Source organism: Paracoccus sp. Z118 (assembly GCF_019061185.1).
Taxonomy (GTDB): domain Bacteria; phylum Pseudomonadota; class Alphaproteobacteria; order Rhodobacterales; family Rhodobacteraceae; genus Paracoccus.
This window is the reverse complement of the sequence record NZ_JAHQZU010000054.1, coordinates 1-5,975: the sequence shown is the minus strand read 5'-3', so window position 1 is coordinate 5,975 and position 5,975 is coordinate 1. Positions and strand designations below refer to the sequence as shown.

Sequence of the window (5,975 nt, the reverse complement as noted above, 5' to 3'; positions counted from 1 at the left end):
CAATCCCGGCATCAGGCTGCCCGCTGTGGCAATCTGATCAAGCTCGGACCTCTCCGAGGGCCGGCGCTCCTACACCACGCCAAGGGGCATGACCGGCTGGAGGCCCGGTTGCGCGAGCCGTTCGTTGGCCGGACCTTCGTGGTCACCCATCACGGGCCGCACCGGGAGATTGCTGACCCGATCGACAGTGTCATGCCCGTCTTCGCCTCGAACCTCGACGGATTCATCCGGCGTCACCAGCCCGACGGCTGGCTGTTCGGCCACACCCATCGCTGGCTGGAGGCGCGTGTCGGGCGGACGCTGATCCGCAACGTCTCGCTCGGATATCCCCATGAGGTGGACCCGCAACACGAGCGCAGCCTGCTGCTGCGGGGAATGATCGAGGACCGCTTACTCGTCGCCGTCTGAAGGACCAGGCAGCAGTCCCATCCCGGATCGCCAGATCCCCGATGTTCCCCCCCCCCGATGAAGGAGACGAGAGATGAGCAGGGATCGACAATCGGCCGGATGGCCCGATAGCGTCATCGCCTTCATTCGACAGAACCTGCCGGGCGACGGCATGGCACACGGCTGGGATCACCGACACATCACGGCTTATCAGATCGGCTGCGAGGCGCTCGCCGCGCTGGGTCAGGCGGTGGAAACCGGCCGGGGCGCCCGCCCCCTCGCCCATCCGCGCCTCCCTGAGGTCCTGCCGCGATGGGACGACATCTGCGTGGCGGTCCTGAAACTGGCCCGCCAGCAGGATCTGTTGTCCTACCGGCTGCCGGACGGCCGGAGGTACCCGAACACGCCGCCTGGTTCGGGCGGGAGGCAAGAACCCCGCCGCCCTCGAACATCGCCCCCGCCTTCGGGCTTGGCCCCGCCCATGCAGCGGCCGAACTCGCGCCGGTCCTGCGAGCCTTGGGATTGATCGAATTCGGCCGGTGGACCGAGGCCGCAGAGCTGGTGCTCTGGCGTGAGCAGCCGGATGAGTGGGGGATGGTTATCGCCAGTGATCCGCGTTTCACGGTGGCGGTCGACCGGGCAGTCACCATCATGCCCGCACATATCCACGCCGAACTGCACCGCTTCGTGACGATCACGAAGGAGGACCTTGCAAAGGCGCTGGCCCGGCGACGCGCCCGTCAGGCCGAGGAGGTTGGGGGACATTTTCCTGTCCTGATAAGCCACCTGCCGATCACCCTGGACTCCGTGCGGAGAGGGCAGATCTTCGTCCGCCGGAGCGAACTGGACTGGCTGTTCTTCACCCGTTGGCGACTGCCCGACGGTTGGCTGACGCCGGAGGAGGAGCCGCGTGCGCTGGAGATTTTCCATGATCCGCTGGCCATCACGATGCGTCGTGCGGTGATCGCGCGGCTCTGGCCGGACCAGCCCTGGATGGCGGAATGACCAGCATCAGGATCAACTCGGCCACGCTGGCGATCGGGCGCATCCGGGGTCGGTGTCGCCCGCTCCTCGACGATCTGGAAAATGCGCGGGCCGCCTTCGGGCTCAAGCGATGCGCAAGATCGCCGCGACGTCAGCTCCGGCAAAAGCCGGGTCCTGCTGCCTAGAGGACGGAGAGGGAAAGCTCGGCTCGCTCGGCCGCTTTTCCCGTCCGGATCCCACAACGTATTCTTTTTCACAAACCCGCTCACGCCAGAACACGTCCGCGGGAAGCCCTCAGCAGCGCCCGACCACTCCCATCCTCGCAGGAGACGTCGTGTCCGCTCGCGCGCCGGGGAGTTGTCCACATCCAACTGTCCATAAGCGGCCAATCGCGCGGGTTTTCACCTGCCCTTCCCGCTCGCCCGAACGCCCATGCCCTATGCTGATCCGGAGAGCAGCGGACCCATGTCCCACCACCGCAACATCGAGATCAGCCGCCGGAGAGCCACTCCGCGCGGATCGGAGAGGCACATCAGGTGGCGAAGAGGCGCAACAGCAGGACGGAAGGAGAGGCGGCCGCATCGGTGGCCCCTTCACCCGCGCGCCGTGCCACCACGCCCGTGTCGCCGGACCGGGAAGCCTGGCTCCTGTTCATCCGCGCGCTTGCGCGCCAGGCGGCCCGCGCCGATCATGCAGCGGAGGCGGACCGCCTGTCGTGCTGACGCCCAACCAGCTTCCAGTTGAGGACTGACCCATGAGCCATGCCATGCGCGACGCGATCTACGCGCGGTTCTCCTCCGACCTGCAGCAGGACGCCTTGATCGTCGACCAGGTCCGGTCGTGCCGCGACTACGCAGCACGGCAGGGGCTGGAGGTGGTGGAGGTCTACTCTGACCGCGCGGTGTCGGGCGCGAGCATGATGCGGAGCGGCATCCAGAAGCTGCTGCGGGATGGCCAGACCGGCGCCTTCGACATCGTGGTTGCCGAGGCGCTCGACCGGCTCAGCCGCAACCAGGCCGATGTCGCCGCCCTCTATCAGCAGCTGCAGTTCCGGGGTGTGATGATTGAGACCTCAAGCGAGGGCCAGGTCTCCGAACTGCATATCGGCCTGACCGGGACCATGAACGCCCTGTTCCTGAAGGAGCTCGGCAAGAAGACGCATCGCGGGCTGAAGGGGCGCGCGCTGGCAGGCAAGTCGGCGGGCGGGCTGACCTATGGCTACAGGGCGGTCACGAAGTTTGCGGCCAATGGCGAGCCGATCCGCGGCGACCGCGAGATCGACCCGGTGCAGGCCATTGTGGTCCGGCGGATCTTCGAGGACTATGCCAAGGGCATCTCCCCGAAGAAGATCGCGGAAGCGTTGAACCTGGAGAAGTTCCCGGGCCCGCAGGGCGGCGCTTGGGGAACATCGACGATCCACGGCAACCGCGAGCGCGGCACCGGGATCCTCAACAACGAGCTCTATATCGGTCGGCAGATCTGGAACCGGCTCCGCTACGTCAAGGATCCCGGCACCGGCAAGCGGGTCTCGCGCCTCAACCCGGAGGCGGAGTGGGTCATCACGGACGTGCCGGAACTCCGGATCATCGGCGACGCGCTCTGGGAACAGGCGCGCAGCCGCCAGGGCGGCCTGAAGTCGAAGAGCACCGACGTCCCGGTCTGGGACCGGCGCCGGCCGAAGTTCCTGTTTTCGGGGCTGATGAGCTGCGGCTGCTGCGGGGCCGGCTTCTCGAAGATTTCCAAGGACAGCTTCGGCTGCTCGGCTGCCCGAAACAAGGGTGCGGCCATTTGCACCAACATGGCCACGATCCGGCGCGAGGAGCTGGAAAGCTCGGTGCTGAACGCGCTGGAGCATCACCTGATGGACCCCGAGGCAGTAGAGATCTTCTGCCAGGAATATGCTGCCGAGCGGAACCGTCTGCAGCCGCAGGCGGATGCCGGCCGGGCAGGGCTGGAGAAGGAGCTGGCCCGCGTGACCGCAGACCACAAGAAGCTGGTCGACGCGATCATCGCGGGAGTGCCTGCGGAGCAGGTGAAGGATCGGATGATCGAACTGGATGCCCGCCGCAAGGAGCTGGAGCGGGTGCTCTCCGCAGTCCCTGCCCCCGACCCGGTCCGCTTTCATCCCGCGATGGCCAAGGCGTATCGTGAGCGTGTCGCGCAACTGATCCGTGGGCTCTCCGAGCCAGGCGCCGCGGAGGAGGCGCCGGATGAAGACGGCGGCACGAAGCTTGCGATCGACCTGCAGGGCGCGTTGGCGGGTCTGCTCTGCTTGGCGACCGGCCAGCCGCTCCACAAGGTGACGGCAAGCGGACATGCCGACGCGGCTTCGGCGGCTGCCACGAAGCCGTTGATATGACGGGAGAATTAGTGTTGGTTGCGGGGATAGGATTTGAACCTACGACCTTCAGGTTATGAGCCTACCCCGCCATTATCTGGCGAACACAACACAATCAATGACTTAAGCCCTAACCGTTTGAAGTAGCGCAATTTCCACTAGCACTTTAGCCGATCTTCACCCTGTTTCGCCCGCACCATCCGCACGAAGACGGCGTATGTGGGTTGAGGTGGCGTTGATGTGCCGCCGGCAAACATGATCTGTGTCAGGCGTCCCGACTCCGGGATCGCCGCTCTGCCACATCGATATCTTCGGCCCTTTGCGGACGGTCGTCGCGAGCGTCGCGCTGCAGCGCAGCATCCCTGAAGCGGTCGTTCGTCCTTGGCACAGCCAGACGGCGGAGCATTGTCTGCGCTGCGGAAGCTTCCTGCCGTTCGCTGCAACTGCCGCATCACAGGCCTCTCTGGCAGCAGACCGGCAGGCGAGGGCCGCAAACCGACACACGACGACGGAGTGTGGCGTTCACAACAACTAGGGGGAACCAGTCACTTGTTTGACCCGCCGAGCGCCTACAGTAGGGCCATTTTTTTCAGCTTTTCGCCTGCGGGCTTGCGTGTTACCTGTTGCGTAACTCCCCAAGGGAGATTACCTACTAGGTAACGCAGGACCGGGATGCGAATCGAGTTTGCAAGCAGAAAACTGCGGCGACAGATGGAGTCGGGCGCAGAGATGACCAGGGCCTTCGGAGACAGGGCCAAGCGCTTGCAGATGCGCCTCGGTGTGCTCAGGGCTGCACGGTGTCTAGCAGATGTTCCTACAGAGCCTCCGACGCGATGTCATCCGCTTTCCGGCAAGGATGCCGGATGTTTTGCGGTCGATATAACAGGAAACTGGCGGCTTCTGTTCGAACCCTTGTGGCCGCCAGACGACGCTCAGGCGCAGGCTGAGGCGGATCTTAGCAAAGTTACAGCCATTCAGATCAATGGGGTCGTCGACTACCATTGACGTGATGAGTAGGAGGGAACTGAAATGGGTGCTAGAATGGCAGAAGCATGGTCCCCGGACTGGGCTGTTCACCCCGGAGAGCATCTGGCTGAGTATATTGAGAGCAGAGGTTGGTCCCAGGCAGAGTTTGCCCGTTTGGCAGATCTGACTCCTAAACTCGTCAGCACGATAATTAATGGAAGCAATCCGGTAAGTGCAGAAACTGCGCTGAAGTTCGAGCATGTTCTAGGCATGAAGGCGGATATCTGGACCGCCCTTCAGGCGGAGTGGGATCTACACGAGGCCCGTGAGGCCCGTCGGCGCGAGATTGAGAACTGCAGGGAATTTCTCGATAGATTTCCGGTGAAGGAGCTAGTCGAACGGAATGTATTGCCGAAAGGAGCCAAGGTCGAAGAGTTGTGCGAACGGCTTCTTTCGTTCCTAGGAATTGGCTCGCCCGACGCATTTGCCTCCCGACTGAGGAACTTAGCAGTTCAGCATCGCCACTCAAGAAGCTTTAATTCGGAGGAAGGTCATGTTGCGGCGTGGCTTATGCTTGGTGAACTGCGTGCTCGCGCGATGCAACTGCCTGTCTTTGATGAGGCGCGGTTTCAGGCGTCTGTGAGAGAAATTCGCGGCCTAACATGTGAGCAAGTCGAAGTGTTCGCGCCTCAGATGATTAATCTTTGCGCAAAATCCGGCGTCGCACTGGTCTTCGAACCTCCATTATCAAAAACTCGGCTTTTCGGGTCCGCTCGATGGCTGGACGGAAGTCGTGCAATTATTCAAATGTCACTTAGGATGAAGTCAAATGATCACTTCTGGTGGACATTCTTCCATGAGGCGGGCCATATTACGCTTCATCGTGGCCGCACATTCGCCGATGACCAAGGCGGCATAGGCGATGGGGCTGAAAACGAGGCAGACGTGTGGGCTGAGGAGCAGCTGGTCGGCCGGAGTCGTTTCTCGGAATTTTGTCGAACCGTGCCTCGCTCGGAAGCAGCAGTGCGAAACTTCGCAGACGAGGTGGGGCTGCATCCTGGCATCATTGTTGGAATGCTTCAGCATCGCGGGATTCTGCCCTTCGCGCACCTGAATGGGTTGAAGGCTCGCTTTGAATGGGCTGACGCGAAAGCATAGCATATTTCGAGAGTTGGTCTTCGACCGTAGCATCTCACGTGATGCTCCGTAAGCGCGAGGTCGTTGCCCTATGCGGCGATGCTTGACGGCTGGTTGAAGCACCAGGGCATGAGGTCCTCGATGGCGCTTTTCGGGTGACCGT

Annotated in this window: 4 protein-coding genes and 1 pseudogene; all 5 read left to right on the top strand. The window is 62.9% G+C overall.

The features are described from left to right. Nucleotides 1-408: pseudogene (locus KTN05_RS17000) on the top strand (hypothetical protein); the annotation flags it as partial. A 73-nt stretch (nt 409-481) separates the two neighbouring features. Next, nucleotides 482-913, top strand: a complete 432-nt coding sequence (locus KTN05_RS16995; RefSeq protein WP_217330566.1) for a hypothetical protein — start codon at nt 482-484, stop codon at nt 911-913. Further along, nucleotides 904-1,392, top strand: a complete 489-nt coding sequence (locus tag KTN05_RS16990) for a hypothetical protein (protein ID WP_217330565.1) — start codon at nt 904-906, stop codon at nt 1,390-1,392. Before KTN05_RS16995 ends, KTN05_RS16990 begins: the two co-directional genes overlap by 10 nt. A gap of 733 nt (nt 1,393-2,125) precedes the next feature. After that, a complete protein-coding gene (locus KTN05_RS16985) occupies nt 2,126-3,730 on the top strand; it encodes a recombinase family protein (protein ID WP_254368320.1) in 1,605 nt (534 codons plus the stop codon). Nucleotides 3,731-4,750: 1,020 nt separating this feature from the next. Further along, on the top strand, nt 4,751-5,833 hold the full coding sequence (locus KTN05_RS16980) for a HigA family addiction module antitoxin (protein ID WP_217330564.1): 1,083 nt from the start codon (nt 4,751-4,753) through the stop codon (nt 5,831-5,833). The last annotated feature ends 142 nt before the right edge of the window (nt 5,834-5,975 follow it).